Source organism: Streptomyces sp. NPDC002888 (assembly GCF_042888465.1).
Taxonomy (GTDB): domain Bacteria; phylum Actinomycetota; class Actinomycetes; order Streptomycetales; family Streptomycetaceae; genus Streptomyces.
In genome coordinates, this window is the sequence record NZ_JBIAPU010000026.1 from 84,427 (window position 1) to 110,433 (window position 26,007).

Annotated in this window: 23 protein-coding genes; 5 read left to right on the forward strand and 18 right to left on the reverse strand. The window is 72.4% G+C overall.

Annotation, left to right across the window (positions count from 1 at the left end; genetic code table 11):
• Window positions 1–80: 80 nt before the first annotated feature.
• Complete coding sequence (locus ACFYWX_RS34535; RefSeq protein WP_389428771.1) at window positions 81–821, reverse strand: hypothetical protein; 741 nt, start codon at window positions 819–821, stop codon at window positions 81–83.
• A 48-nt stretch (window positions 822–869) separates the two neighbouring features.
• Here ACFYWX_RS34535 and ACFYWX_RS34540 point away from each other — a divergent pair, with 48 nt between their 5' ends.
• Entirely contained in the window at window positions 870–1,958 is a 1,089-nt protein-coding gene (locus ACFYWX_RS34540) for an NAD-dependent epimerase/dehydratase family protein (RefSeq protein WP_389428772.1), read from the forward strand.
• Between the two features lie 41 nt (window positions 1,959–1,999).
• Entirely contained in the window at window positions 2,000–2,197 is a 198-nt protein-coding gene (locus ACFYWX_RS34545; RefSeq protein WP_389428773.1) for a hypothetical protein, read from the forward strand.
• Window positions 2,198–2,227: 30 nt separating this feature from the next.
• On the opposite strand, the gene ACFYWX_RS34550 is transcribed toward ACFYWX_RS34545, so the two are convergent.
• From ACFYWX_RS34550 to ACFYWX_RS34585, 8 genes are all read right to left on the reverse strand, one after another.
• Window positions 2,228–4,585 carry an ATP-binding cassette domain-containing protein gene (locus ACFYWX_RS34550; protein ID WP_389428774.1) on the reverse strand — a complete coding sequence of 786 codons (2,358 nt, stop codon included), beginning with the start codon at window positions 4,583–4,585 and terminating at the stop codon, window positions 2,228–2,230.
• A 120-nt stretch (window positions 4,586–4,705) separates the two neighbouring features.
• The gene (locus ACFYWX_RS34555) at window positions 4,706–5,893 is read right to left on the reverse strand and encodes a DUF2716 domain-containing protein (protein WP_389428775.1); all 1,188 of its coding nucleotides are present in this window, start codon (window positions 5,891–5,893) and stop codon (window positions 4,706–4,708) included.
• A gap of 80 nt (window positions 5,894–5,973) precedes the next feature.
• On the reverse strand, window positions 5,974–6,993 hold the full coding sequence (locus ACFYWX_RS34560; RefSeq protein ID WP_389428776.1) for an LLM class flavin-dependent oxidoreductase: 1,020 nt from the start codon (window positions 6,991–6,993) through the stop codon (window positions 5,974–5,976).
• Window positions 6,994–7,027: 34 nt separating this feature from the next.
• A complete protein-coding gene (locus ACFYWX_RS34565; RefSeq protein WP_389428777.1) occupies window positions 7,028–8,413 on the reverse strand; it encodes an FAD-binding oxidoreductase in 1,386 nt (461 codons plus the stop codon).
• A 130-nt stretch (window positions 8,414–8,543) separates the two neighbouring features.
• On the reverse strand, window positions 8,544–10,214 hold the full coding sequence (locus tag ACFYWX_RS34570; protein WP_389428778.1) for a LuxR C-terminal-related transcriptional regulator: 1,671 nt from the start codon (window positions 10,212–10,214) through the stop codon (window positions 8,544–8,546).
• Window positions 10,215–10,380: 166 nt separating this feature from the next.
• Window positions 10,381–11,979, reverse strand: coding sequence for a cation acetate symporter (locus ACFYWX_RS34575; protein WP_389428779.1), 1,599 nt, complete (start codon window positions 11,977–11,979; stop codon window positions 10,381–10,383).
• Window positions 11,973–12,407 carry a DUF485 domain-containing protein gene (locus ACFYWX_RS34580; RefSeq protein ID WP_389428780.1) on the reverse strand — a complete coding sequence of 145 codons (435 nt, stop codon included), beginning with the start codon at window positions 12,405–12,407 and terminating at the stop codon, window positions 11,973–11,975. Before ACFYWX_RS34580 ends, ACFYWX_RS34575 begins: the two co-directional genes overlap by 7 nt.
• Before the next feature lie 178 nt (window positions 12,408–12,585).
• Window positions 12,586–13,797, reverse strand: a complete 1,212-nt coding sequence (locus tag ACFYWX_RS34585) for a right-handed parallel beta-helix repeat-containing protein (RefSeq protein WP_389428781.1) — start codon at window positions 13,795–13,797, stop codon at window positions 12,586–12,588.
• Between the two features lie 197 nt (window positions 13,798–13,994).
• On the opposite strand from ACFYWX_RS34585, the gene ACFYWX_RS34590 reads away from it, so the two are divergent.
• Window positions 13,995–14,486, forward strand: coding sequence for a hypothetical protein (locus ACFYWX_RS34590; RefSeq protein ID WP_389428835.1), 492 nt, complete (start codon window positions 13,995–13,997; stop codon window positions 14,484–14,486).
• A 14-nt stretch (window positions 14,487–14,500) separates the two neighbouring features.
• Here the strand turns inward: ACFYWX_RS34590 and ACFYWX_RS34595 are convergent, their stop codons facing one another.
• Complete coding sequence (locus ACFYWX_RS34595) at window positions 14,501–14,716, reverse strand: dodecin (protein ID WP_389428782.1); 216 nt, start codon at window positions 14,714–14,716, stop codon at window positions 14,501–14,503.
• Window positions 14,717–14,928: 212 nt separating this feature from the next.
• Here ACFYWX_RS34595 and ACFYWX_RS34600 point away from each other — a divergent pair, with 212 nt between their 5' ends.
• Window positions 14,929–16,203 (forward strand): extracellular solute-binding protein, encoded by a 1,275-nt coding sequence (locus ACFYWX_RS34600; RefSeq protein ID WP_389428783.1) that lies wholly within the window; start codon window positions 14,929–14,931, stop codon window positions 16,201–16,203.
• A 9-nt stretch (window positions 16,204–16,212) separates the two neighbouring features.
• Here the strand turns inward: ACFYWX_RS34600 and egtD are convergent, their stop codons facing one another.
• Genes egtD through egtA form a run of 4 tightly spaced genes read right to left on the reverse strand, consistent with a single transcriptional unit; the run spans window position 16,213 to window position 20,601 of the window.
• Entirely contained in the window at window positions 16,213–17,175 is a 963-nt protein-coding gene (gene egtD, locus ACFYWX_RS34605) for an L-histidine N(alpha)-methyltransferase (RefSeq protein ID WP_389428784.1), read from the reverse strand.
• Entirely contained in the window at window positions 17,172–17,963 is a 792-nt protein-coding gene (gene egtC / locus ACFYWX_RS34610) for an ergothioneine biosynthesis protein EgtC (RefSeq protein ID WP_389428785.1), read from the reverse strand. Before egtC ends, egtD begins: the two co-directional genes overlap by 4 nt.
• Entirely contained in the window at window positions 17,963–19,297 is a 1,335-nt protein-coding gene (egtB, locus tag ACFYWX_RS34615; RefSeq protein WP_389428786.1) for an ergothioneine biosynthesis protein EgtB, read from the reverse strand. The genes egtC and egtB overlap by 1 nt, the downstream gene beginning before the upstream one ends.
• Window positions 19,294–20,601 carry an ergothioneine biosynthesis glutamate--cysteine ligase EgtA gene (gene egtA, locus ACFYWX_RS34620; protein ID WP_389428787.1) on the reverse strand — a complete coding sequence of 436 codons (1,308 nt, stop codon included), beginning with the start codon at window positions 20,599–20,601 and terminating at the stop codon, window positions 19,294–19,296. Before egtA ends, egtB begins: the two co-directional genes overlap by 4 nt.
• 287 nt (window positions 20,602–20,888) lie before the next feature.
• Here egtA and ACFYWX_RS34625 point away from each other — a divergent pair, with 287 nt between their 5' ends.
• The gene (locus ACFYWX_RS34625) at window positions 20,889–21,728 is read left to right on the forward strand and encodes a TIGR02452 family protein (protein ID WP_389428788.1); all 840 of its coding nucleotides are present in this window, start codon (window positions 20,889–20,891) and stop codon (window positions 21,726–21,728) included.
• Here the strand turns inward: ACFYWX_RS34625 and ACFYWX_RS34630 are convergent.
• From ACFYWX_RS34630 to ACFYWX_RS34645, 4 genes are all read right to left on the reverse strand, one after another.
• A complete protein-coding gene (locus tag ACFYWX_RS34630) occupies window positions 21,713–22,159 on the reverse strand; it encodes a type II toxin-antitoxin system PemK/MazF family toxin (RefSeq protein ID WP_389428789.1) in 447 nt (148 codons plus the stop codon). The two genes, ACFYWX_RS34625 and ACFYWX_RS34630, sit on opposite strands and share 16 nt — an antisense overlap.
• A gap of 79 nt (window positions 22,160–22,238) precedes the next feature.
• Window positions 22,239–23,720, reverse strand: coding sequence for an SPFH domain-containing protein (locus tag ACFYWX_RS34635; protein ID WP_389428790.1), 1,482 nt, complete (start codon window positions 23,718–23,720; stop codon window positions 22,239–22,241).
• A 133-nt stretch (window positions 23,721–23,853) separates the two neighbouring features.
• Entirely contained in the window at window positions 23,854–24,072 is a 219-nt protein-coding gene (locus ACFYWX_RS34640) for a hypothetical protein (protein ID WP_389428791.1), read from the reverse strand.
• 35 nt (window positions 24,073–24,107) lie between these two features.
• Window positions 24,108–25,721 carry a chloride channel protein gene (locus ACFYWX_RS34645; RefSeq protein ID WP_389428792.1) on the reverse strand — a complete coding sequence of 538 codons (1,614 nt, stop codon included), beginning with the start codon at window positions 25,719–25,721 and terminating at the stop codon, window positions 24,108–24,110.
• Between the last annotated feature and the right edge of the window lie 286 nt (window positions 25,722–26,007).

The window sequence follows — 26,007 nt, forward strand, 5'->3', positions numbered from 1 at the left end:
CCGAGGTCGACGTGCCGCCCGCGCTCGGCGCGGACGACCACACCGACCGCAGGGCGCTCGCCCGGGCCGCCGAGGAGCGCTCACTGGGCGGGACGCATCAGGCGCAGGTCGTCGCCCCAGCCGTCCAGCACCGCGCCGTGCCCGGCCCGGCGGGCCATCCCCTCGACGCGCGCGAAGAGCGCCCGCTGGGCGGTCACGTCGGCCGTCGCCGCGATGTGTTCCAGGCTGCCGAGGAGCTCGGTGGTGTCCCAGTCCGGCAGCGGGTGGTGCGCGAGCTCCCACCGCAGGTACTTGTTGTAGGGGCGGGGGCGCCGGTCCAGGGCGAAGAGCAGCTCCAGGAGGTGGCTCAGGCTGTCGGCGGCGTCGAGACGGGCGGCGAGTGACTCCCGGTCCCGGGCGTTCTTGACCGACCGGTAGTGGGCGTTGGCGTACGCGTCCAGCCGGCCGCCCGCGGCCCGCAGCGCCTCCTCGACGCCCAGGCGTGCCTTGGCGGTCAGGATCTTGTCGAGCTCCCCGTCGAGCCGGTCGAACACGACCCGCGCCCGGGCCAGCGCGTAGCGCTCGAAGCCCGGCATCCCGGCGGCCCGGAAGTCGGCGAGCGGTACGACCAGCACGTCCAGCCGCGGCGAGCGGTGACCGGCGAAACGGGCGAGGTCGGTCTCCGCCCCGTCCGCGACGACCACGTACAGATCGTGGTCGGAGTGCTCGGTGGCCATGCCCTCATGGGCCTGCGAGCCCTTGAGCACCAGACCGACGACGGCGGGGTCGGCGGTGGCCCGCTCGACGAACTCCTGGTATGTGAGGGGTTGTTGGGCGGTCATGGTGAGATCATGACAGACCAGGTCCGGATGTCGTGAGGGGGAGCGCGCGTGAGCAACGGTCCGGTCGGCGAGACGGTTCTGGTGACAGGGGGCAGCGGCTTCGTGGCCGCCCATCTGGTGCGGGAGCTGCTGGAGCGCGGCTACCGGGTGCGCACCACCGTCCGCGGCACGGCGAACGCGGCGAAGACGGGCCCGCTGCGGACGATGGGCGCACACCACCCCGGCCGACTGGAGATCTTCGAGGCGGACCTGCTGCGCGAGGGGTCGTTCGACGAGGCCATGAAGGGCTGCGCGGTCGTCTTCCACGTGGCCTCGCCCTTCCTCATGCCGGAGAAGATCAAGGACGGCCGGCGGGACGTCGTGGCGCCCGCGCTGCTGGGCACGCGCAACGTACTCGCGAGCGTGGAGCGGACGGAGACCGTCGGCCGGGTCGTCTTCACCTCCACCGTGGGGGCGATCTTCGGCGACTACTCCGACGTCCTGGACATGGACGACCGGATCCTGTCGGAGAAGTACTTCAACACCACGAGCACCGTCGAGAACAACCCGTACCACTACGCCAAGACGATCGCGGAGCGAGCCGCCTGGGAGGCGGAGGCGGCCCAGGACCGCTGGCGCATGGTCTCGGTCAACCCGGGCCTGATCCTCGGCCCGTCCCTCACCCCGGCCTCGGACTCGGGCAGCCTCTTCCTCCTGGACGAACTCCTCAAGGGCTACTTCTGCTACGGCGCCCCGGACTTCAGCTTCACCACGGCCGACGTACGAGACGTCGCCCTGGCCCACATCGCGGCGGCGGAACACCCCGAAGCGCACGGCCGCTACATCGTGGCGGCTCAGGAGATGACGTCCTTCCACCAGATGGCCCGCATCCTCCTGGGGCACCACCCCCGCAACCTCCGCCTGCCCCGAACAGCCCTCCCGCACTGGCCCGTTCGCCTCCTCGGCCCCGCCTTCGGACTCACCCAGGACTACATCCGCAAACACCTCGGCATCAGGTTCCACGTCGACAACACCCGCAGCGTCACCGAACTGGGCCTCACCTACCGCCCGATCGAGGAGACGCTGGTGGACCACTACCGGTCCTGGCGTGAGCAGGGAAGAGGGCGGGCCGGAGGAGTGTCCGGGGGATCACCCTGACAGGATGGCGCGGACCGGCAACGCAAGAAGGGGGATCAGCCATGGATGTGCTCGTACTGTCGTGTGTCCTCGTGCTCGTCATAGGAGGATGCGTCTGTGTGGTGTGGGCGGCGCGGGGCGGCCCGCGCTGGGTGCGCGCGGTGGCCGTCGCCACCCTCGCCCTGGGCCATGTGGTGAGCCTTGCCGGGCGCGGGAGCCGGAACTCGAGCGGCAGCACGGGCGACGACTCCGACGGGTGAACCGGCCCGGCGGCCCACTCGGGGCGGCGGTCAGCCTCCCGACCGCACCTCCCGCCTCAAATACGGCGCCGTCGCGCTCCTCTCCGCCGCCGCCACCTCCGCCGGCGGCCCCGCGGCGACGATCCGGCCGCCCGCGTCTCCGCCGCCCGGGCCCAGGTCGACGACCCAGTCGGCGCCGGCGACGACCGACATGTCGTGTTCGACGACGATGACGGTGTGACCGGCGTCGACCAGCCCGTGCAGTTGTCGCAGCAGCACCTCCACATCGGCGGGGTGGAGACCGGTCGTCGGTTCGTCGAGGAGGTAGAGGGTGCGGGCGCGGCGGCCGCGCTGCAGCTCGCTCGCCAGTTTGATGCGCTGGGCCTCGCCGCCGGACAGCTCGGTGGCGGGCTGGCCGAGTCGCAGATAGCCGAGGCCCACGTCGAGGAGGGTGGACAGGCTGCGGGCCACGGCCGGGGTGTCCGCGAAGAACTCCGCGGCGCTCTCCACGGTCAGGTCCAGCACCTGCGCGATGTTCCGTCCCCGATACGTCACTTCGAGCGTCGCGGGCTCGTAGCGCGCGCCGCCGCAGTCGGGGCACGGCGCGTACGTGCTCGGCAGGAACAGCAGCTCGACGCTGACAAACCCCTCGCCCTGACAGGTCTCGCAGCGGCCGCCGGCCACGTTGAAGGAGAAGCGGCCGACGCCGTAACCCCGCGCCCGCGCCTCGTCGGTGGCCGCGAAGACCTTGCGGACGACGTCGAAGAGACCCGTGTACGTCGCCAGGTTGGAGCGCGGGGTGCGGCCGATCGGCTTCTGGTCCACGGCGACGAGTCGGCCCACGCCCGCCAGGTCCTGCGTGATCTCGCCGATGAGCGTGGACTTCCCGGAGCCCGAGACACCGGTGACCGCGGTGAACACGCCCAGCGGGAACTCGGCCGTCACCCCGCGCAGGTTGTGCCGGGTGACCGGACCGACCTTCAACTGCCCTCGGGCGGTGCGGACTTCACGTGCGGGCGCGGGGGAGTGGTCGAACAGGTAGCGGGCCGTCGCCGACTCCGTGACGGCGGCCAGGTCCGCCACCGGCCCGCTGTGCAGCACCCGTCCGCCGTGCTCGCCGGCCTGCGGGCCGACGTCCACGAGCCAGTCGGCGGCGCGGACCACGTCCAGGTGGTGCTCCACCACGAACACGGAGTTCCCCGCGGCCTTCAGTCGCTCCAGCACCGTGAGCAGCGCCTCGGTGTCCGCCGGGTGCAGACCGGCGGACGGCTCGTCGAGGACGTACACGACCCCGAACAGCCCGGAGCGCAGCTGCGTCGCGAGGCGCAGTCGCTGCAGCTCGCCCGCCGAGAGGGTGGGGGTGGCGCGGTCCAGGCTGAGGTAGCCGAGGCCCAGCTCGACGACGGGCTCGATCCGGGCCCTGAGATCCTCCGTGAGGACCCGTGCGGCCTCCGAAGACCTGTGCGGGGTCTCGGCATGCTTCGCCGGCTCAGCCAGTTCCGCCAGCGGCAGCGCGGCCAGCTCGGCGATCGTGCGGCCCGCGAAGGTGACCGCCAGCGCCTCGGGCCGCAGCCGGCTGCCGCCGCAGGCCGGACAGGGCGCGCTGGTGAGGAACCGCTCCGCCTTCGCCCGCAGGGCCGGGCTCCTGGAGTCGGAGAACGTCTTCATGACGTACCGGCGGGCGCTCATGTACGTGCCCTGGTACGGCCGTTGGATGCGGTCGGCGTCCCGGACCGGATGCACGGTGACCACCGGCTGCTCGTCCGTGAACAGGATCCACTCGCGCTCTTCGGCGGGCAGGTCGCGCCACGGGCGGTCCACGTCGTACCCCAGCGCGTCGAGGATGTCGCGCAGGTTCTTGCCCTGCCAGGCGCCCGGCCACGCGGCGATCGCGCCCTCGCGGATCGACAGGGACGGGTCGGGGACGAGCGACTCCTCGGTCGTCCGGTGGACCCGGCCCAGGCCGTGGCACTCCGGGCAGGCCCCGGCCGCCGTGTTGGGGGAGAAGGCGTCCGAGTCGAGGCGTTCGGCGCCCGGCGGGTAGTCCCCGGCGCGGGAGAACAGCATCCGCAGCGAGTTCGAGAGGTTGGTGACCGTGCCGACCGAGGAGCGGGACGTCGGGGCCGAGCGGCGCTGCTGGAGGGAGACCGCGGGCGGCAGACCGGTGATCTCGCCGACCTTCGGCGCACCGACCTGGTGGATCAGCCGACGCGCGTACGGCGCCACCGACTCGAAGTAGCGGCGCTGGGCCTCCGCGTAGATCGTGCCGAACGCCAGCGACGACTTGCCCGAACCGGAGACGCCTGTGAACACGGTCAACGCGTCCCGGGGGATGTCGACGTCCACGCTCCGGAGATTGTGTTCGCGGGCGCCTCGAACGCGGACGAACGAGTCGTGTGAGCCGGGCATGGGCGGAACTCCGTACGGGTCTTCGACTGCGGCGGGACAAATTCCGGAGTCTAGGCGACCGGAGTGTGTCACGCCCGGTGACCGCGTCGCCCCCGGGCCCCGGGACCCCGGCGGCCGTTCTCAGGGGCCAAAGCTCCACACGTTGCCCACCGGACGGCCGTCGCGCCGCAGGACCGTGCCGAGGAGGCCGGTGAGTTCCTCCTCGACCTCGGCCACCAGGTCCGCGCCGAAGACGCACAGGGACTCCTCCACGAAGTTGCCGTACGTGCCCATGCGCAGGTCCGCGGTGACCTGGATGACGTTCTCGTCGGCGAGGTAGGAGTAGCCCACCCAGCGGGGCTGCCCCGGGCCGCCGACCCGCGTCGGGTCGCAACGGGTGCTGCTGATGTACCACTTCAGGCGGTAGAGCCGGTCCCCGGGCCGCCCGCAGGCCCGCAGCCCTCGGGCGACCACGGCCTCGACCTCGGCGAGCAGCGGGTCCCGCGAGTCCTGCACGGCCGCCATGTGCCAGGTGACGGAGCCCGGGGGCTCGGCGATGCCGTCGTAGGCGGTCTCGTACGTCACCTCGAAGCGCTTCTCGAACCGCTCCCAGATGTCCTCGCGTTCCGGCTCGGGGATCCAGCCCGCCGGACGTTCCCGCGCCGGCTCGCCCGGTGGCGCCCACCGGTACGTGGTGACCCGGGATACCTCGTGGAACCCCGCCGCCCGATGCACCGGCACGAAGGCGTCGGGCGCCTCGGCCACCATGAAGCGCGATCGCAGAGCGGCCCACCTCGCCGCCGCGTGCAGCAACTCGGGGCGCGGACCGGTCATCCCGTCGATCGCGAAGAAGTCGGTGCCCACCACCTCCTGGTACCAGAGGGCGTCCAGGGGGCGCCCCTCGTGTTCCAGTACCAGGACGTCCCAGGGTCTGCCGTCGGCCTCCGTGTCCGCGAGACGTCCGCGCTGTTCGGGAGCGGCCGCGGCCAGCCGGCGCAGGGACTGGCGGCGCGGCTCGTCGTAGATCGAGAAGTGCGACCGTACGGAGGGGGCCGGGTGCTGGGACACGTCGGCGACGTCGGCGAGCAGCAGGGCGCGCGACGGGCTTGCTGTGAAGCCGGCCGCGGACAGCGCCTCGGCGAGGTGCGGCGCGTCGGGGTCGTGGGAGTACACCTTCCACTCGACCGGTTCGACCCGCGAGGCGAAGGCCTCCTGTTGGCGGCGGACCAGCGGCCCCAGGTCTCCCTCACCCTTCACCTGCTTGTGGACCACGGCTCCGTGGGTTCCGTAGTGGACCCGTACGAGCGGCCCGTCCTGCTCGGTGACCACGCCCAGGGGGCTCCACGGCAGGTCCGACGGCGCGACGCCGCGCAGCCGGTTCTCGTACTCCGACAGCAGTGCTTGTGCGGTCAGGTGGCGTTCTCCCCGTTCCCGATGTTCACGATCCCGGCCAGTCGCCGGTAGGAGTCCAGCAGCGCCGTACGGTCGTAGGTGCTGGTGGTGACGAGGATCTCCTGCGCGCCGGTGTCCTTCAACACGATTTCCAGCTCGTCGGCCACCTGCTCCTCGGTGCCCGCGATGTGGACGGTCAGACCGGAGTCGTAGAAGCCGCGCTCCTTCGCGGTCATCGACCGGGCCTCGACCTCCTCGGCGGGCGGCAGCGGCGGGAAGGTGCCGTGGGTGCGCGAGTACGCCATGGACCAGGCCTCGGGCAACAGGAGCCGCCGGGCCGCCTCGGGTGTCTGTGCCACCGCGATCGTGCCGGAGACGACGACGTACGGCTCGCTCGCCCAGGGCGACGGGCGGAACCGCTCGCGATACGTGTCGATCCCGCGGCGCATCCTCTCCCGGTCGCGCAGGTCGCCGATGACCATCGGCAGGCCCGCGCGGGCCGCGATCGTCGCGCCCTCGCCCATGGCCAGCACGAACGGCGGCACGGCCAGACCCTCCGAGGGACGTGCGTGCACGCCGGTCGGGGAGGTGCCCCGGAACCAGCCGAGGAGTTCCCGGAGCTGGCCCGCGAAGTCGTCGGCGTCGTCCTTGTCGCGCCCCAGGGCCCGGCGCACCCCGTCGGTGAAGCCCACCGAGCGGCCCAGGCCCATGTCGATCCGGCCCGGGAAGAGGGACTCCAGCACCCCGAACTGCTCGGCCACGACCAGCGGTCGGTGGTTGGGCAGCATGACCCCGCCGGTGCCGACCCGGATCGTGCGCGTGGCGCTCGCCACGGCGGCGGCCAGGACGGTCGGCGCCGACCCTGCGACGCCGGGCACGCCGTGGTGCTCCGACACCCAGAAGCGGTGGTAGCCGAGCCGCTCCACTTCCTGCGCGAGCCCCACGGTGTCGCGCAGCGCCTCGCCGGCCGGGCGGCCCTCGCGGGTGCGGGAACGGTCGAGGACGGAGAAGCGGGCCGAGGCGATCACGGAGCTCATACAGGGTTCAACACGGGGGAGCCCCCAGGATTCCTCAGGGCGCGATGTTGTGGTTGAGCCGGAACAGGTTCCCGGGGTCGTAACGCCGCTTCAGGGCCGTCAACCGGGCATGGTTGCCACGGTAGTTGGCCGCCACGCGGTGCTGGTCGTCGCCGTCCATGAAGTTCACGTAGGCGCCTTCCATGGAGTGCGGTTCGAGCGCGCCGTGGAAGGCACGCACCCAGGGCTTCTGGGTCTCGCACTCCTCACGGGTGGGCAGGGTGGGGCTGAGCGCGATCGAGAAGTCGGCGTCCCGGTAGGAGAAGGCGGTGTCCTCGGGGCCGACCCGGTGGCAGGCACCGTCGATGGGGAAGACGACCGTCACGCTCTGGATGGACGGGGTCGTGGGACCGTACTCGACGAACGCGTCGACGACGCCGTCCGGCATGCCCTGGGTGAAGGCGCCCTTCCAGTAGTGGCAGAGGCCGGCGGGCACGAGGTCGTCGAAGAGCGTGTTGATCACCGGGTAGGGCATGCGCTCCACGTGCCGGCCGAGCACCGGTCCCAGAGCGGCGAGCCGGTCGCGGATCCGGTCGTCCTCGCCCTCCGCTCCCGTCCAGCAGGCGACCACGCCGCACAGCGGCCGCCCGTGCCAGCGCTCGGGCAGGAACGGCACCGGCGGTCCGAGTCCCACGATGAGCAGGGCACCGAGGCGCTCGTCGCCCTCGGCGACCAGTTCCCGGTACCGGCGGATCACGTCGCCGTCGAGCGGATAGAACGTCGGCCCGCCCAGGACGTCGGCGACGGGGTGCAGCCGGTACTCGAAGGACGTGACGACCCCGAAGTTCCCGCCGCCCCCGCGGATCGCCCACATGAGATCGCTGTTCTCCTCGTCCGTGCAGGTCACGAAGTGCCCGTCGGCCGTCACCAGGTCGACCGAGGCCAGGTTGTCGCAGGCCAGACCGCAGCGCCGGGCCAGGTGGCCCATGCCTCCGCCCGTCGTCAGGCCGCCCACACCGGTCGTGGAGACGATCCCGCCGGTGGTGGCCTGACCGAAGGCGTACGTGGCGTGGTTGACGTCCGCCCAGGTGCAGCCGCCCTCGACCCGCGCCGTGCGGGCGTCGGGGTCGACGCGGATCCCGCGCATCCGCCCGAGGTCGAGGACCACGCCTCCGTCGCAGGTGCCGTAGCCGGGAACACTGTGGCTGCCGCCGCGCACGGCGAGCGTCAGGCCCTGGTCGCGGGCGAAGTCCACGGTGGCGATGACGTCGCCCGCGTCGACGGCCCGGACCACGAGCGCGGGCCGTTTGTCGTGCATGGCGTTGTAGACCGCGCGCGCCTCGTCGTAGTCCGGGTCGCCGGGCTCGACGATCCCGCCGCGCACGGCCCCGCGCAGCCGCTCCAGCAGCCGGTGGTCGAGGGTGGGGGTGTAGGTGGTCATGGCCGCCACCTGCTCTCTGGGTGAGGGTGCCTGTGTCATCGGTGTACGCCCGTGCCGGGGCGCCCCTCATCGCCGGAACCGCCCATTCCCCGCGCACCAAACATGGGCAGAACGGCCCATGCCCGGCCTGTCACGCCAGCCCGTGCGTGTACGCGTACGCGGTCGCCGCCGCCCGCGAGGACACATCGAGCTTGGCGAAGATGTTGTTGAGGTGCCGGGCGACGGTGTGCTCGCTGATCACCAGTTCCGCGGCGACGGCCCGGTTCGTACGGCCCGCCGCGACCAGCCGCAGCACCTGGATCTCGCGCTCGGTGAGCCCGCCCGGCTGCCTCCCGCGCAGGGCGGTGAGCAGGGCCGCCGCCCTACGCGCGTCCGGTACGGCGCCCAGCTGCTCGAAGGACCGGTGGGCCGCCCGCAACTCCATCCGGGCCCCCTCCTCGTCACCGGTGGCCCGGTCGGCGGCGGCCAGCGTCATCCGCGCCTGGGCCGCCTCGTACGGCACCCCCAGCTCCAGCCAGAGCGCCACCGCCCGGTGCAGCATGGTCTGCGCACGGACGGGGTCACCGGCCGCGAACGCCACCGCGCCACCCGCCGACGCGGCACTCGCCTCCGGCAGGGCCGTCCGCGAGCCGCGCAGCCGCCGCCACTCCCCGGCCAGGGCCTTGAGCTCCTCGGCCGCCCCGCGCGCCTCGTCGAGCCGCCCGAGCGCGAGGGACACCTCCACCTGGGCGGCGAGCAGCCGACAGCGCACCAGAGCGCCCTCGCCGTGACCTGCGAGAGCCGGACGCAGGGCCGCCGCCGAGGCCTCCGCCTTCCCCTCGGCCAGCCGCAGCAGGGCGAGACCGGGCTGCGGATCCCGGCCGAGCCCGTGCGCCCGTTCGTACGACTCCTCGGCCGCCTCCGCCTCGCCGCGCCGCCGCTGGATCTCCCCGACCAGGTAGAACACCTCGGCGGTCAGCCGCCCCTCGTACGGCAGCAACTCCTCGCAGGTCCGTACGGCCTCGGTGAGCGCCCGGGCCCACCGGCCGCGCAGCTCCAGCACCTCCACGCGGTGGATGCGGCACAGCCCCCGGAAGTTGTTCTCCTCCGGCATCGACGCGCACCACCGCATGGCCGCGTCGGTCCACTCGGCGGCGCGCTCGAGATCGACGCACGCCATGCACTGCTGCAGCCCCAGGCAGTAGACCCACCCCGTGAAGAAGGCGCTGAGCTCGCCCGCCGCCGCCGAGCACATCGAGTCGTCCAGCAGATCGAGCCCCTCCGCGACCCGGCCCCGGGCCACCAGGACGGACGCCTGCGCCTGGACGCTCATCGCGTGCAGGTCGAGGCTGCCGCAGTGCCGGGCGATCGCGGCCATGCGCCGCGCGGAGGCCATCGCCTCGTCGAACGCGCCGCGTGCTTGCGCGTCCTCCGTGTCGACCAAGGCGAGATAACACTGCTCCGCGCACTCGGGCTCACCGTCGAGGTGCCGCCGGGCCCGGCGCAGCCAGCCTGCGGCCACGGCCGAGTGCCCCGCGAGCTGGTGCTCGTAGAAGAGCAGCCAGGCCATGAGACCCGCCCGCCGGCCGGCGCCCGCCGCCGCGTACCCGGAGTAGGCCCGCATCCGCCGGCCGATCGACTCCTCGACACGGCTCGTCCACCACGCGGCGTCGGCGAACGCGGCCCAGTCGTCGGGGGTCAGCCGGGCGGCGTCCAGCCCGGACAACAGCCGGTAGGCCTCGGCCCACGCCTCCCGCGCCACGGCGTCCCGCGCCTCCCGCAGCGTGCCCGCACCCGTCCGACCGACCGTCCGCTCCGTCACACGCGGCTCCCTTCTCGCGCTGGGCGAGCAGGAACGTCCTTCCTCAGGATAGTCAGGACGCGGAGGCCCGGAGCGGGCCGGATTGCTCGTGATCGCGGGCGGCGGAGGGCTGACCGGGACGAGCCGTGGCGTGCCCATCCCTGACGCCCCTGACGCCCCCGCCGCCTCACTCCTCCGCGACGCCCACCAGCATCCGCACCTCGAACTCCTCGTACGGGGCGCTCTCGCGGCGGTCGCTCAGTACCGTGCCGAGCCAGCCGAGGAGGAAGCCCGCCGGGATGGAGACGATGCCGGGGTTCTGGAGGGGGAACCAGGCGAAGTCGGAGGACGGGTACATCGAGTCCGGTGTGGACGAGACGACGGGCGAGAACACGACGAGCAGGACGGAGCAGACCAGTCCGCCGTAGAGGCTGAGCAGGGCACCCTTGGCCGTGAAGCGTTTCCAGAAGAGGGTGTAGAGGAGCGTCGGCAGGAGCGCGGACGCCGCGATGGCGAAGGCGAGGAAGGCCAGCGTCGCGGTGTTCGCCCCCCAGGCGACGAGGGCGAGCAGCATGCCCAGGACGCCGACGAGGACCCCGGCCAGCCGGGCGACGGTCAGCTCCTCCCGCTCGCTCGCCCGGCCCTTGCGGATCACCTCCCCGTACAGGTCGTGGGCGAGGGACGAGGCCGCGGCGAGGGTGAGGCCGGCGGCGACGGCGAGCAGCGTGACGAAGGCCAGACAGGACAGCAGGGCGGTGAGGACGCCGCCGCCCAGTTCGTGGGCGAGGAGCAGGATGGAGGCGTTTCCGGTGCGGTCCGTGTCCGCGATGGTCTCCCGGCCGACGAGGGCGGTGGCGCCGAGGCCCACGATGCCGGCCGCGAAGCAGACCAGGCCGACCAGGCCCACGGCCCACACGACGGAGGAGCGCAGCACCCCGATGCTGCGCGGGGCGAGCAGCCGCATCAGCACGTGGGGGAGGGCGGCGAGGCCGAGGACGATGGCCAGCTCCAGGCTGAAGAAGTCCAGTTTGCTGGTGGTGCTGCCGCCGTAGCGCAGACCGGGTTCGAGGAACTGCAGGCCGTTGCCGCTGCGGTCGGCGGCCGCGGAGAGCAGCGCGCCCGGGTTCCAGCCGTAGTGGTGGAGCACCCAGCCCGCGGTGACCGTGATGCCGACCACCAGCATCACCGCCTTGATGATCTGGATGACCGTGGCGCCGGGCATACCGCCGAGGGAGGCGTACATGATGACGACGGTGCCGATCACGACCACGCACAACGTGCGGGTGGCGGGGCTCGGTTCGCCCGTGAACTGGGTCAGCAGGGCGACGCTGCCGACCAGTTGCGCCACGAGGTAGAGCGTCGCGATGGCCAGGGTGCACACGGCCAGGGCGAGCCGCACCGGCCGCTGCTGCCGGGGCATACGCAGCGCGACCGTGTCGCCCAGCGTGAACTTCCCCGTGCGGCGCAGAGGTTCGGCGATCAGCAGCATCACCATCATCCACGCGACGGTGGTGCCGCCGAGGTACATCAACCCGTCGTAGCCGGTCAGGGCGACCAGACCCGTACTGCCCAGCAGGGTCGCGGCGGACAGGTAGTCCCCGCACATGGCCAGGCCGTTGCGCAACGGCGACATGGTGCGGTTGCCGAGGTAGAACTCGCCGATCTCGTCGCGCTGAGGAGCCGTCAGCAATGCCATGAACAGGGTGGCCACGACCACCGACAGGAACAGGACGAACGTCAGCTGCAGGCTGAAGCTGTCGACGACACCGGCGGAGGTCGTCACCACGTGCCGTACCCCCTCGTGCCCTGGGCCTGCGTGACCGTGCTGCGCGCGGCCGGGCGGGGGCGCAGGGGTTCGTGCCGCAGCTGGGACCGGAAGTGGCCGGCGAGCGGGTCGACCTTGGTGCGCATGTGCCGGACGTAGAACCACGCGGTCGCGGCCATCACGGCGAACTGCCCGAGGCCGAGGGCGAGTCCGAGCGTGAAGTGGCCGATCAGGGGCTGGTTCATCACACCGGGCGCGAAACTCGACAGCAGCACGTACAGCAGGAACGCACCGACCGACAGGGCCGTGGCCCGTACCCCGAACCGCAGCCGGGCGCGGCGCAGCGAGCGGAATTCCGGATCGTGGGATATCTGCTGCGGACTTATCGGTTCGGTGTGCGGAGCATGAAATGCGGACGAGTTGTCGGGCCACGGTGAAAATTCGGGCACAAACGCACCTTCTTTGCTGCTGTGTGCCCCGCACTGTGCGGGTTTTGTGAGGGGATCGTGAATCCGAATTCCCTGGTGTTCGGATTCGCTGCTCTTCCGATTCCTCTGGGTGTCCGAGGTCGAAAGCGGAGTATTGCAGCGGGGCACTTGAGCAATCAACCGCCTGCGTGAAACGGAGTCAGAACCGGGCGCCGACAGCCGCCCCGTTGCGTGGGACGAGGAACGACGGCGCGGACGGCAGTGAGCCGTCGGTAGCGCGGGAGCCCGTGAGTGGGGCCGGGTCCGTGCTGAGGACGGACGAGGCGTTCCATGTGCCGCCGAGGTTCCAGGAGTTGCCGCTGGCGACCGTGCCCGATCCGACGGCCGCGGCTCGCGCGTCGGCGACGGACAGGTTGGCGGTGACCACGGCCTTGCCGCCCGAGGTGTCCACGTCGAAACCGGTGCCCCCGTTGCCGTACGTGCTGTTCCTGCTCAGGGCGAGGGCGCCCGTGTTGCCGTTGTCCGTCAGGCCGTGCGCCGCGTTCTTGAAGGCGGTCGAGTTGCGCACGGTGTGGGCCACCGCGGGCGCCGGGCTGCCGCCACCGAGCTTGAACCCGTTGCCGTCGCCCGCGAAGTCGGGGAAGCCCCAGCGGTTGAAACCGTTGCCGTAGGCGACGGTGTTCTCGATCAGAATCGGAGAGGTGAACTTCCAGGCGTCGAAACCGTCGTCGACGTTGTTCCACAGGCGGGCGCCGCGCACGACGTTTCCGGTGCCGCTGCCTTCCTTGACGGCCAGCCCGTCCGCGCTCTCGCCGTTCTTGCGCGGGTCGCGGTTGCCGTAACTGTCCAGGTTCAGGATCTGGTTGTTGCTGGAGGCGCCCTGGAGCTGGAAGCCGGACTCGTAGTTGTCGTGCGTCGAGAGGCGGGCGAAGACGTTGCCATTGCAGCCGTCGCAGTACACGCCGTACGGCCCGTTGACGATCTCCAGGTCGGAGATCCGCCAGTAGGAGGCCTCCTGGTGGACCGCCCCTCGCTCGGCCCGCGGGATGCTGCCGCCGACCGGAGTGTGGCTGGCGGGCAGCTTCTCGCCGTCGACGACCACGCGCTCGCCCTGGTAGGCGCCCAGGGTGATGGGCTGGGACGCGGTGCCCGAGGTGGCGATGGTGATGTTGTCGGTGAGGGCGTACGTACCGCCGCGTACGGCGATGACGTCGCCGGGCTTCGCCAGGTCCACCGCCCGCTGGATCGTCTTCAGGGGGCGGGTGAGGGTGCCGGGGGCGGTGTCGTCGCCGTTCGTGGCGACGACGAGGGTGGTGGCCGTCGTGGCGGCCAGGGCCGTGCTCGCCGGCCCCCAGGCCGTCACCAGTGCCGCGCTCGCCAGTGCCGCCGTCCAGATCGCCGTGTTGCGCATGGGGTCTCCCGCCTCCGCCTGCCTGCCGGTGTCAGCCGTCGTCGGCTGTCGTCGCACAGCAGTGGCCGCCCGAGGCACGAAGGTTGCCGGGGTACGAGGGGTACGAGGGGTGCCGCGGTGCGTAGGGTGGCCGTGTGACGAACAGCAGCAGCCGTGCGACGAACAGCGGCCGTGGGGCGGCCGGCAGCCGACGCCCGGTGACGGCCGGTGGCAAACGCCCGCTCGCCGTGTTCGACCTCGACAACACCCTCGCCGACACGGCACACCGTCAGCGGTTCCTGGAGCGCAAGCCGCGCGACTGGGACGCGTTCTTCGCGGCCGCTCCGCAGGATCCGCCGCTCCCGGAGGGCATCGCGCTGGCCGTGGAGAGCGCACGGGAGTGCGAGGTCGTCTACCTCACGGGGCGGCCCGAGCGGTGCCGTCAGGACACGCTCGACTGGCTCGACGCCCACGGGCTGCCCGCGGGGCGGGTGTACATGCGGCGCAACGACGACCGCAGGCCCGCCCGGCGCACCAAGCTGGAGATCCTTCGCACGCTCGCCCGCACCCGGGAGATCCGCGTGCTCGTGGACGACGACGAGCTGGTCTGCGCGGACGCCCAACGGGAGGGCTTCACCGTCGTGCTCGCACGCTGGGCGACGCCCTCCGCCGAGCTGAAGGTGGCGCAGGAGCGCGAAGGACGGACCTGAGGTCGCCGTGAGCCTCAGTCCGTCTCCTCCAGGCGGAAGCCCACCTTCAGTCCGACCTGCCAGTGTGCGATCTCCCCGTCCTCGAGCTGCCCGCGCACCTGCGTCACCTCGAACCAGTCCAGGTTGCGCAGCGTCTGTGAGGCGCGGGTGATGCCGTTGCGGATGGCCGCGTCGACGCCGTCCGGGGAGGTGCCGACGATCTCGGTGACCCGGTAGGTGTGGTTCGACATGCGGGTTCCTCTCCGTGAGTGCTCACGTGTGTCACGCGTCACTCCACCGTGCCCCAAGCTGCGGCGCCGCGCGAGACGTCGGGCCAACTCCGGAATACCTCTTGACCCTCCGCATTGGTCTATACCAAAATCCAGCCCACCCGTTCGAGCGCCGTGCTCGTCCCCCACGCCGGGCCCGTGACCCCTGTCCGCCAGACAGAAACAGGACCCCCGTGAGACGTCACCACCTCCCCCTCGCCTGCGTGTTCGCCGCCCTCCTCGCCTTCGGTGCCGACGCCTGCGGCCTGGTGCCGCACATCGGCGGGGACGAGCGGCACACCGTCACCGTGTGGCTGATGAAGGACAGCGCGTCGCAGGACTTCCTGCGCCGCTTCACCGAGGACTTCGAGCGCACCCACCCGGACCTCGACCTCGACATCCGCATCCAGGACTGGACCGGCATCGGCGCCAAGGTGCAGTCCGCACTGGAGGCGGACACCCCGTCCGGCCCCGACGTCATCGAGGTCGGCAACACCCAGGTCCCGCAGTACGTCGACGGAGGCAGACTGCTCGACCTGACGCTGGAGTCGGTGCGGGACTGGGGCAGCCGCGACTGGCTGCCGGGCCTCGCCGTGCCGGGACAGCTGAGGAACCACCAGTACGGCATCCCCTGGTACGCGGCCAACCGCGTCGTCATCTACCGCAAGGACCTGTTCGAACAGGCCGGTGTCACCACCCCGCCCCGGACCCGTGCCGAGTGGCTCGCCGCCACCGAGAAGCTCGATACGGACGGAAACCAGGGCATCTACCTCGCCGGACAGGACTGGTACACCCTCTCCGGCTTCATCTGGGACGAGGGCGGCGACCTGGCCACCCAGGACAACGGTCTCTGGGAGGGCACGCTGGACACCCCGGCCGCCCTGCGCGGCATGGACTTCTACCGTCGGCTCCAGGGCCTCGGCGACGGCCCCGTCGCGGCCGACGAGGAACACCCGCCGCAGGCCGCCGTGTTCGCCCGGGGCAAGGTCGCCCAGATGGTGGCGGTACCGGGACTCGCCCGGGCGGTCGTCCAGCAGAACCCGGACCTCGCGGGCAGACTGGGCTTCTTCCCCGTCCCCGGCAGGAGCGCGGCCAGGCCCGGTGCCGTCTTCACCGGCGGCTCCGACCTCGTCGTACCGAGGAGGACCGACCAGCGCGACGGCGCCGTCGCCGTCGTCAAGGCGCTCACCGGCGCCAAGTGGGACACCGAGCTGGCCCGCGCCATGAACTACGTGCCCAACAAGCGCACGCTCGCCCGGGCGGTCTCCGGCGAGGAGGGGGTCGCCGCCATGGCGGCGGGCGCCGCGCAGGGGCGGGCGACCCCCAGTACACCCGAGTGGGCCGCCGTCGAGGCGGACAACCCGATCAAGGACTACATGACGAAGGTGCTCACCGGGGCCGACCCCGCGACGGAGGCCCGCCGCGCCTCCCGACGCGTCACGAAGGCGCTGGAGGTCTCCCTCGGCTGAGGCCCCGGGTCACCGCACCGTGCTCAGCGACAACGCGAACCGCCCTTCGGAGTCGGTCCACCAGTGCGTCAACTCCATACCGGCCGCGGCCAGTTCGGCGCGCACCCCGTCTTGGCGGAACTTCGCCGACACCTCCGTGCGCAGTTCCTCGTCCGCCGCGAAGTCGACGGCGAGGTCGAGGACGGGGACCTTCACCGTCTGCGCGGTACGGGAGCGCAGGCGCATCTCGATCCACTCGTTCTCCGCGTCCCACAGCGCCACGTGGTCGAAGGCGTCGGGCTCGAAATCGGCGCCGAGCTCACGGTTGACGACGGCCAGGACGTTCTTGTTGAACGCGGCCGTGACACCGGCCGCGTCGTCGTACGCCCGGACGAGCACCTGCTCGTCCTTCACGAGATCCGTGCCCAGCAACAGCGCGTCGCCGGGGGAGAGCAGCGCCCGTACGGAGGCCAGGAACCCGGCGCGTTCGAGCGGCAGCAGGTTGCCGATCGTGCCGCCGAGGAACGCCACCAACCGGGGCCCCGGCGTGTCCGGCAGGGCCAGCGTGTCGGTGAAGTCGGCGATCAGGGCGTGCACGGTCAGCCCCGGCCGCTCGGCGATCAGGGCGTGGCCGGCCCCCGTGAGGGCGCTCTCGCTGACGTCGACGGGGACGTAGGTGCGCACGCCGGTGAGCGCGTCGAGCAGGTGGCGGGTCTTGTCGGAGGAACCGGAGCCCAGTTCGACGAGGGTGCGGGCGCCGGTCGCGGCGGCGATCTCACCGGACCGGGCGAGCAGGATCTCCCGCTCGGCACGGGTGGGGTAGTACTCGGGCAACTCCGTGATCCGGTCGAACAGTTCACTGCCCCTCGCGTCGTAGAACCACTTCGGCGGCAGCGTCTTGGGCATGGCGGTCAGGCCGCGCAGGACGTCGACGCGCAGGGCGGTGTCCGTGGCGTCCTCGGGCAGGGTGCGGGTGACGTGGAACGGATTCACGTGCTTGGCTCCTCGGACGGTGCGGGTGCCGCGTCCTCGCTCAGGTCCTTGAGGGGGGTGAGCAGGACGTCGGCGCGGCTCGCCGTGAGCAGGGTGCGGTCGGGGACCTCCTGCCAGCGAGGGTCGTCGTCGTAGGGCTCGGAGGCCACGACCGTGCGCCGGCCGGGCTCCGAGAGGTACCAGAGGGTGTCTCCCCAGGCGGTCGCGGCGATGGTCTCGCCGTTGGTGAGCAGCAGGTTGAGCCGGGCCGCGGGGGCCGCCGCGGCGACCTCCAGGACGGTGTCGGCCAGTGCCTGGCCCTCGTGGTCGCCGGCCCGTAGTCGTGCCAGGACCAGCGCCCACACGAGCGCCGAGTCGTTGCGGGCCTCCAGGGACAGCAGGTCCGCCGCGGGGAGGGTGGGCGCGAGTGCGGCCAGCGAGTGCGGCCAGCCCGGGACGGCGCCGTTGTGGCTGAACAGCCAGGTGCCGGTGGCGAACGGAGCCGCCGCGGCCTCCGCGTCCGCCCCCGCCAGGGTCGCGTCCCGGACGGCGGCGAGCAGGGCGCGGGTGCGCACGACCCGGGCCAGGTCGGCGAAGGACAGGTCGGCCCAGATCGGCCCGGCCCGGCGGTAGCGCGCGGGCACGGGGTCGCCCGGCGCATACCAACCCACGCCGAAACCGTCGGCGTTGACCGTCCCGTGGCGCTGGCGCCGCGGCGCCCACGACTGCCGGTACAGCCCGTGCGGGGGCTCCACGAGGATTCGGCCCAACGGCTCCTCGGGGCCCAGGTAGGCCACGTGACGGCACATCAGACGTTCACCGAGCGCGCGGTGCGAAAGCCGGAGAAGATCTGCCGCCGGATCGGGTGGTCCCAATTGCGGAACGTGCCCCGGCAGGCCACCGGGTCCACGGCGAACGAACCGCCCCGCAGCACCTTGTGGTCGGAGCCGAAGAACACCTCCGAGTACTCCTTGTACGGGAACGCCTGGAAGCCGGGGTACGGCAGGAAGTCGCTAGCCGTCCACTCCCACACGTCGCCCATCAACTGCCGTACGCCCAGCGCGGACTCACCGGCCGGGTAGCTGCCGGCAGGCGCCGGACGAAGGTGCCGCTGGCCGAGGTTGGCGTGCTCGGGCGCCGGGTCGGCGTCGCCCCACGGGTAGCGCGTCGAGCGGTCGCCCGCCGGGTCGTGCCGGGCGGCCTTCTCCCACTCCGCCTCGGTGGGCAGCCGGCGTCCGGCCCAGCGGGCGTAGGCGTCGGCCTCGTACCAGCACACGTGCAGCACCGGCTCGTCGGGCGGCACGACCTCGGTGACGCCGAAGCGGCGGCGCAGCCACTGCCTGCCGTCGCGGTGCCAGAACAGCGGGGCGTACAGGGAGTGCCCGCGTATGTGCGCCCACCCCTCCGCGCTCCACCAGCGCTCGTCGTCGTAGCCGCCGTCGTCGATGAACGCCTGGTAGGCGCCGTTCGTCACCGGTGTGGTGTCGATGTAGAACGGCGCCACCTCCCGCCGGTGCGCGGGCCGCTCGTTGTCCAGCGCCCACGGCTCGGTGGAGGTGCCCATGGTGAACGGGCCGCCGGGGACCAGGACTTCGGCCGGTCCGGTGAACAGCGGCGCGGGTTCCGGGTCCGGGGCGGTGAGGGCCTGCGGGCCCCGGCGGAGCTGATGGGTGATCAGCATTGTCTCGTCGTGCTGCTGTTCGTGCTGCGCGATCATCCCGAAGGCGAAGCCTGCCTCCGTCAGCCGCGTTCCGTGGAAGTCGGCGCTCTCCAGGACGTCCAGGGCCCGCCCGCGCACCTCCGCCGCGTACCGGCGTGCCTCGTCGGGCGGCAGGAGCGGCAGCGAGGGCCGTTCGGCGCGGGGATGCTCGAAGGCGTCGTACAGGCCGTCGATCTCCGGACGCATCGCCTCCCGGCCGGCGACCGCCCGCAGCAGCCACTGTTCCTCCTGGTTGCCGATGTGCGCCAGGTCCCAGACCAGGGGCGACATCAGCGGCGAGTGCTGGGCGGTGAGGTCGGGGCCGTCGACGCAGGTGGTCAGCAGGGTGGTGCGCTCGCGGGCGGTGACGAGCGAGGCGACCGCCCGCTCACGGACGGAATCGGCGTCGACGGCGGGCTCGGCGTCGAGGGCGGGCTCGGTCATGGGTGGATGTCCTTCCCGTGCGCGCGACCATCGCCATCGCGCAGTTGTTCGAGTAGATCGTCGGCGGGGCAGCGTCCCGGGCGGACGTAGCGGTCGAGGTACGCCGTGACGACGTCCATGACCTCCGGGGTGGCGCCGAGCCGGGGCAGGGCCTCCAGCGCCGTCGTGAAACACGTGACGGCGATGTCGTGCAGTTCGGGGTCGGCCAGTCCGTGCCGGGCCGCGTCGATCCACAGCGGGTTGTGCGGCGCCGGCAGGGCCATGGCGCGCTCGGCCAGGGGTTTCACCGCCCGGTACGCCGTCTCGGCGGCCTCCTGGTCGTCGAACAGCGCCGTCGTCACGGCGAGCGGCACGATCCACCCGTCGTCGCCGGGCTGCGCGTCGATCATCCGCAGCTCGAGGTGGCCGCGCGGCCGGATCGGCGGGAACAGCGTCGTGATGTGGTAGTCGAGGTCCTCACGGGTCGGCGCCCCCGACCTCGTCCACTCCCGGAAGGTGAGTTTGTCGGGCACGTCCCACGGCGTGCCGTCGCGCCGGATGCACATCACCGGGGCGTCCAGGACGTGCCGGGCCCAGGCGCCGCGCGGCTCGGCGTCCACATCGGGCGCGCCCGCGCGGCCCGCGCCGATCTCCGTCCACAGCAGTTGGCGGGTGGAGAGCCAGCCGGTGGGCTCATGGCCCAGCAGCGGGGAGTTGGCGAACGCGGCCACCAGGACCGCGCCCAGCGTGTGGGCCAGCCACCAGCGCCGCCCGACCCCGAGCGGGCCGGGATTCTCGTGCCCGGCGTCCAGGCAGACCTGGACGGAGGCCGAGGTGCACATCATGGCGCGGCCGGCCGGGCCCGTGCGGTCGAGGGCGGCCTCCATGGCGTCGTAGCGCGGTTCCCGCAGGAACCGGCGGGGCGGGTGCCAGGGGTCGGCGCCGAGGCCGACGAGGGTGAGGCCGTCCCGGCGCAGGACCGCGCGGACGGCGTCGAGGTCGGCGGAGACGGTGCGGACGCAGTCCATCAGGGAGGGGGCGGGCGGCGAGCTGAGCTCCAGCTGGCCGCCGGGCTCGACGGTGAGCGCCGACCTCAGGGGCACGGTCCGCAGAGCGGCGTAGGCCGCTCTGAGTCGTTCGGGTGTTACGGGGAGCCGCGGCTCACGCAGCTCGTGGACGAGCCATTCCACTTCCACCCCGACGGTGCGGGGCGGGCCGGTCTTGAAGCAGATGCCCCGGACCAGGGCCTCCGCGTCGGCTTCGGTGACTGCGGTGCGGTGCTCCGTACAGTCCCCGGCCGAACCATCACTTGGCGTATCCGACATGTCGGGATCCTCCTGAGATTCCACCATGCCACCGGTCCGGCATCGAAGAGAGCCGGACCGGCATCACTCGTCCCACCCAAGCTCCTGCAGCCGATTCGTACAAGGGTACAAAACGGCACTTCCAGGACCTGGAAAAGCGGCTTCCAGGGTGTTCTCGTACCCGGGAAAACTCCGTTGCACCGCACGACCAGCATCCCTCACGATGCGTTCATGAGCACGACGGGGGAGACGGACGGGACGGGAGAGGCCGCGCGGCGCGCGGTCGCGGCGCCCACGGGGGTGGCGCCGTGAGCGCGCGTCTGCGCGGCCTCGCCCGCGAGACCGAGCAGATCGTGACGGCGGGCGCGTACCGCGCGCCGGACGGGCGCGAGGTGTCCCTGACGGCGACGATCGAGGCGGCCCGGCAGGGGACGCGGATGGTGGGGCCGGACCCGGTCCCGGTTCCCGAGACCCCCGAGGCGGACCCGCGCATCGAGGTCACCCCAGAGAGCAGCACCGAGGCCGCCCGCAGACTGGCCCAGGACGGCCCGGTCGCCGTCCTGAACTTCGCCTCCGCCCGAAACCCCGGCGGCGGCTACCTCAACGGCGCCCAGGCCCAGGAGGAGGCCCTGTGCCGCGCCTCCGCGCTGTACACGTGCCTGTTGGAGGCCCGGGAGTTCTACGACCACCACCGCGCCCACCGCGACCCCTTCTACACGGACCGCGTCATCCACGCACCGTCCGTGCCCGTCTTCCGCGACGACCGCGGCCACCTGCTGGACGAGCCGTACACCGCGGGATTCCTGACCTCGGCCGCGCCGAACGCCGGCGTGGTCCTGCGGACGGCACCCGAGCGCGCGGCCGAGCTGCCGCGGGCCCTGGCCGTCCGGGCCGAGCGGGTGCTGGAGACGGCCGCCGCCCACGGCTACCGGCGGCTGGTGCTGGGCGCCTGGGGCTGCGGGGTGTTCCGCAACGACCCGGCACAGGTGGCGGGCGCGTTCCGGGCGCTGCTCGACGAGACCGGCGGGCGGTTCGCACGCACCTTTGAGCACGTCGTGTTCGGCGTGCTGGACCGGACACCGGGGAACGTGGTGCGAGGCGCCTTCGAAAAGACGTTCGGCGGGAGAAGTGCTCAGGTCCAGCCGTAGCGCTCGTGCAGCCGGTGCCGCACCAGGTTGAACCTCATCCGGTCCAGCGCGCACGCCTCCCGGCGCATGCCCGCCTCGTGCAGTCGCAGCACGCGGTCGACGTCCACCCAGGAGTCCCGCCCGGAGCGGTCCCACGGGCCGCTGCCGATCGCGACCCACTCCCGGTCGCCGTCGTGCCGCTTGCTGCTCAGCTGTACGGCGAGGAAGGTACCGCCCGCCTCGCGGGCGACGACGAGCAACGGGCGGTCCTTGCCCCGGCCGTCGTTCTCCTCGAACGGGACCCACGTCCAGACGATCTCGCCGGGATCGGGGTCGCCGTCGTGCGCGGGGGAGTACTCGGTGCGCACCCGGCCCACCTCGCGGGGATCGGCCTCGGTGGTCGCGGAGGGGCCGAACCGGCCCGGGACGTTCTCATCGGTAAACGCAGTCACGGGGGCACCCTAAGGGGTCCTAGCGCCATGCCCGATCAGGGCAAGGACCCCTAAGAGCCGCCCCCGTGACCACGGGCCCTCACCTGTCCTCGACCGGCACCTTCTGCGACGGCGGGCCCGCGGCCCCGTTGAGGGACGCGGTCCCGTTCGGGGTCTGCCCGTTCTGGTTCATGGACGCCAGCAACTGCCGCGCCAGGCCCAGTCCGGTCCCACCCATCGTGAGCGCCTTCGCGAACACGTCGGCCATGCCGTCGGCCCCGTTGAGCAGCACCATGTTGTCGACGTTGCCGAACGCGGACGCGCCGGCCTGGACGATCTCCGGCCACTTCTCCGCGAGTTGCTGCGCGACCACGGCCTCCTGGTTCTCGGCGAGGGCGGCGGCGCGGGCCTTGATGGCCTCCGCCTCCGCGAGCCCCTGCGCCCTGGTCGCCTCGGCCTCCGCCAGACCCCTGGCCTGTGCGGCGGCGGCCTCGGCCTCACCGGTGGCCCGGGTCGCGGCGGCGGTGGCCGCACCCCGGCTCTTGGTCGCCTCGGCCTCGGCGCCCGCGGCCGCCTTGACCCGTGTCGCCTCGGCCGCCGCCGCGAGCTCCGTCTCCTTCGCCTTGGCCTGCGCCGCCGAGATCCGCGCGTCGCGCTCCGCCTCGGCGAGCGTGCGCTTCTCGTAGGCCTGCGCGTCCGCGGGCTTGCGGACGTCGGCCTGGAGTTGCTGCTCGCGCCGGTGCGCCTCCAGCTCGGCGACCCGGGTCTCCTGGACGACGACCTCCTGGCGGGCGGCCGCGTCGGCGAGGGGTCCCGCCTGGCGGGCCTTGGCGCCCGCCTTGTCCCGCTCGGCCTGGTAGCCGGCCTGGAGGATCTCGCTGTCCCGGGTGGCCTCCGCCATCCGGGCGAACGACGCCTGCTCCGCCTCCGTGGCGAGACGATTCGCCTCCGCCTGCGCGATGCGCGCGTCCCGCTGCACGGCCGCCGCGTGCGGCATCGCCAGGTTCTGGATGTACCCGGTCGGGTCCTCGATCTCGTGGATCTGCAGCGAGTCCACGATCAGGCCCAGCTTCTCCATCTCCGTACCGCACGCGGCTCTGGTCTGCCCGGTGAGCTTCTCCCGGTCACGGATCATGTCCTCGACCGTCAACCCGCCCACGATCGACCGCAGATGACCGGCGAACACGTTGTGCACCCGCTCCGACATCAGCTTCTGCTGGTCGAGGAAACGCCGGGCCGAGTTGGCGATCGACACGAAGTCGTCGCCCACCTTGAAGATGACCACGCCCCGCACCTTCAGCGGAATGCCCTGGTGGGTCACGCAGTCCACGTGCAGTTCGGTCTCGTTCAGGTCGAGCGAGAGCTTGCGCACCACCTGCACCCCGGGCAGCACCAGCGTGCCGCGCCCCGTGACGATACGGAAGCCCATCCCCTCCTCCAGGCCCTCCGTGCGGTGCTTGGAGCCGGAGATGACGAGTGCCTCGTTGGGTTCCGCGACCCGCCACATCATCTTGAACAGACCGATGAGAACGAGGACGGCGGCAGCCGCCACCCCCGCAACGACGCCGACAACCATCGGCATACGCCCCCTTTGCATGGTGCCCTTTCGGCACCGAACGAAGGGAGTGTGCGCCTGCGCAACGCCGGGGTACAGACGCTGACGGATCCTTGTCGAAACCTTGACGCGTGCCGCTCTCACCTGCGCAGGGGCGGTCTCAACTGTCGTACGCCTCGGTGACGTAGACGGTCCTGGGCGGCAGATGCTCCACGACCATCACCACCGTCCCGGGCGGGATACGGCCCGTTCCGTTCGCCGGATACGCCAGGAAGTGCTCGGCCCCGCCTCGCACCCGCACGATCACCTCACCGACGAGCCCGGGCCCGACCGTGCCGGTCACCCGCCCCATGAGCCCGACCAACGACGCGTCCTCCATGGGCACAGCGTAAGGGCCGGTGCGCCCGCAGGACCTCAGTCCGGCACGTGATCCGTCGACTTGACCACCATCGGCACGTGATCCGTCGGCTTGGCCGCCATCGCGACGTGATCGGTCGGCTTGACCGCCCTCGGCGTGTGGGGACGAGGCTCCCGTACCAGGGAGACCACCGTGCGGTGCTCCGGCGTGTGGGGGCGCGGCTCCCGTACCAGGGAGACCACCGTGCGGTGCTCCGGCGCCTTCACCCGGAGCGGGGACGGTGGGCCCATTCGGCCGCCGGGCTCGTCCACGAGCCGGTCCACCTGGCTCCGGTACAGCGTCACACCCCCGGTGACCGCCTGCGCGCACAGCACCGCCAGGATGCCCGGACCCAGGAGCGACGCGTTCCCCAGCATCTCCGCGACCATCACGAGCACTCCGAGCGGGGCATGGGCCACCGCGCCCAGACAGGCCGCCATGCCCACCGCCACCGGTACCAGGGGGCTGCCCGGGGCGAACCCGACCGGCTCCGCCAGCCGCCACACGGCCGCACCGACTCCGGCGCCCACCACCATGCACGGACCGAAGATGCCGCCCGACCCGCCCGAGCCCACCGTCAGCGCCGTACCCGCGATCTTCGCCACCGGAATCGCGAGGACCACCAGCAGCGGCAGGTCCAGCAGCAACTGCCGTGAGGTCAGCGCCTGCATCAGGCCGTACCCGGTGCCCAGCACCCCCGGCACCAGCAGCCCCAGCCCGCCCACCAGCAGCCCCGCGACCGTCGGCGCCGCGATCCGGGACAGCGTCCCGCGCGCGCGGGCCTCCACCCGGGTGTGCACCGCGTAGAAGCACACCGTGTACAGCCGCCCGGCGACACCGGCGGCCACCCCCACCACCGCCACGAGGACCAACCCCCGTACGCCACCCAAGCCCTGGCCCGCGTGCGTGCCCAGCGCCGGCCCGAACCCGTGGAACGCGCCGAACACCAGCCAGCCCGCGACGGAGGCGATCAGCGCCTTCGGCAGGACCCTGGCGTCCATGTCCCTGCGGTACAGCAGTTCCGCACCGAGGAGCGCCCCGCCGAACGGCGCCTTGAAGATCGCGCCCACCCCGGCCGCGAGCCCGATCACCAGGGCCGTGCGGGCCTGTTCGCGGGACATTCCGGTGCGCCGGGCGATGACCGAACCGAACGCCGCCGAGATCTGCGCCGCCGGCCCCTCCGTGCCGCCCGAGCCGCCCGAGCCGATGGTCAGGGCCGAGGACACCAGTTTCACCACCGTCACCCGCCCCCGCATGCCCGCCGGATCGCGGTGCGCGGCCGCGATGGCGGCGTCCGTGCCGTGGCCGCGGGCCTCGGGCGCCAGCCACACCGCGAACGCGGTCGCGGCCAGGGCACCGCCGGCCGCCACCAACGGCACCAGCCACGGGTGATCGGAGTCGGCCAGAACGCGGAAACCGCCCTCCGCGGTGGTCCGGTAGGGCCGGTAACCGGCCACCGACTCCAGGAGCCAGCCCGTGCACAGATGCAGCAGTCCGAAGAGCGCGACCGCCCCCAGCCCTGCCACGACCCCGATCAACGCGGCCGGCAGGACCCATCGTCGCAGTGAGTCGTCCGCGCCGTTCGCCGGCAGAAACCGTGCGGCGCGGGCCCGTAAGGACCGCCGTGCCACACGCTCTCCCCTGCCTCGAGACTTCGTCTCCACCCGCACACCCCCGCACCCGACACCATCCGTTTCCTGAGAGGGTGACGGTCCGTCGACACAAGGTCAACCGCGCCACGGCACAAGGGAGATGGGAAGTGGGGGCGCAGTATTGACGTACTGTCAGACCATGACAACGCGCCCCCGGCGCAGCCGTCATCACGCCCGGATCGCGGGCTGACCTGCGCACGATCCTCTGGTTATCCTCAAAGCTGGATCAACAGACCGTCAGGTGGCAGCGACAGGGGGCTGAGGC

Bases quoted from the DNA above. Each gene is read 5' to 3' on its own strand.
- ACFYWX_RS34560 (WP_389428776.1), bottom strand. From the start codon at position 6,993: ATGAGCTCCGTGATCGCCTCGGCCCGCTTCTCCGTCCTCGACCGTTCC.
- ACFYWX_RS34585 (WP_389428781.1), bottom strand. From the start codon at position 13,797: ATGCGCAACACGGCGATCTGGACGGCGGCACTGGCGAGCGCGGCACTG.
- egtA (WP_389428787.1), bottom strand. From the start codon at position 20,601: ATGTCGGATACGCCAAGTGATGGTTCGGCCGGGGACTGTACGGAGCAC.
- ACFYWX_RS34545 (WP_389428773.1), top strand. From the start codon at position 2,000: ATGGATGTGCTCGTACTGTCGTGTGTCCTCGTGCTCGTCATAGGAGGA.
- ACFYWX_RS34635 (WP_389428790.1), bottom strand. From the start codon at position 23,720: ATGCCGATGGTTGTCGGCGTCGTTGCGGGGGTGGCGGCTGCCGCCGTC.
- ACFYWX_RS34550 (WP_389428774.1), bottom strand. From the start codon at position 4,585: ATGCCCGGCTCACACGACTCGTTCGTCCGCGTTCGAGGCGCCCGCGAA.
- ACFYWX_RS34535 (WP_389428771.1), bottom strand. From the start codon at position 821: ATGACCGCCCAACAACCCCTCACATACCAGGAGTTCGTCGAGCGGGCC.
- ACFYWX_RS34640 (WP_389428791.1), bottom strand. From the start codon at position 24,072: ATGGAGGACGCGTCGTTGGTCGGGCTCATGGGGCGGGTGACCGGCACG.
- egtB (WP_389428786.1), bottom strand. From the start codon at position 19,297: ATGACCGAGCCCGCCCTCGACGCCGAGCCCGCCGTCGACGCCGATTCC.
- ACFYWX_RS34565 (WP_389428777.1), bottom strand. From the start codon at position 8,413: ATGACCACCTACACCCCCACCCTCGACCACCGGCTGCTGGAGCGGCTG.
- egtC (WP_389428785.1), bottom strand. From the start codon at position 17,963: ATGTGCCGTCACGTGGCCTACCTGGGCCCCGAGGAGCCGTTGGGCCGA.
- ACFYWX_RS34595 (WP_389428782.1), bottom strand. From the start codon at position 14,716: ATGTCGAACCACACCTACCGGGTCACCGAGATCGTCGGCACCTCCCCG.